The organism is Haloferax sp. KTX1 (assembly GCF_902410085.1).
Taxonomy (GTDB): Archaea; Halobacteriota; Halobacteria; order Halobacteriales; family Haloferacaceae; genus Haloferax; species Haloferax massiliensis.
In genome coordinates, this window is record NZ_CABPRH010000286.1 from 1 (window position 1) to 411 (window position 411).

Below are 411 nucleotides of genomic sequence, written 5' to 3' on the forward strand. Positions count from 1 at the left end.
CGATCGAAATCGAAGAGCAACCGACGGAAAATATGGCGGACCGCTTCACCGAGATGTGGGGGGAACTCTAATGCAATCAATGCAGGTTGATCCGTCGCTGATTCCGCCCCACTATCTTATTCTCCTCTTGATTACGCTACTCGCCGTTACGATGGGACTATTTATTGCCTACCAGGCCTACCAAGGGTACCGTAGAAATGAAAGACGACAGATGCTGTTTATCGCGGTCGGGCTCGCACTTATCACCGTTATTTCACCGATAATCTCGCTGGCAATTTCGGCCGTCGCATTACAGTTCAGACTCGAACTGATTGTGTACACGTTTTACTCACCGCTAGTGAGTAATACCATCAAAATCATCGGCATCGGATTCATCATCTATTCGCTTTCTTTACGGGGCCGATCCTAATT

At 48.2% G+C, this 411-nt stretch carries 1 protein-coding gene; it reads left to right on the forward strand.

Going from position 1 to position 411, the window contains the following annotated elements; all coding sequences use genetic code 11:
- The coding region (locus tag FY251_RS22930; RefSeq protein WP_255516802.1) for a hypothetical protein at positions 1-409 on the forward strand (409 nt) is incomplete at its 5' end.
- Positions 410-411: the final 2 nt, after the last annotated feature.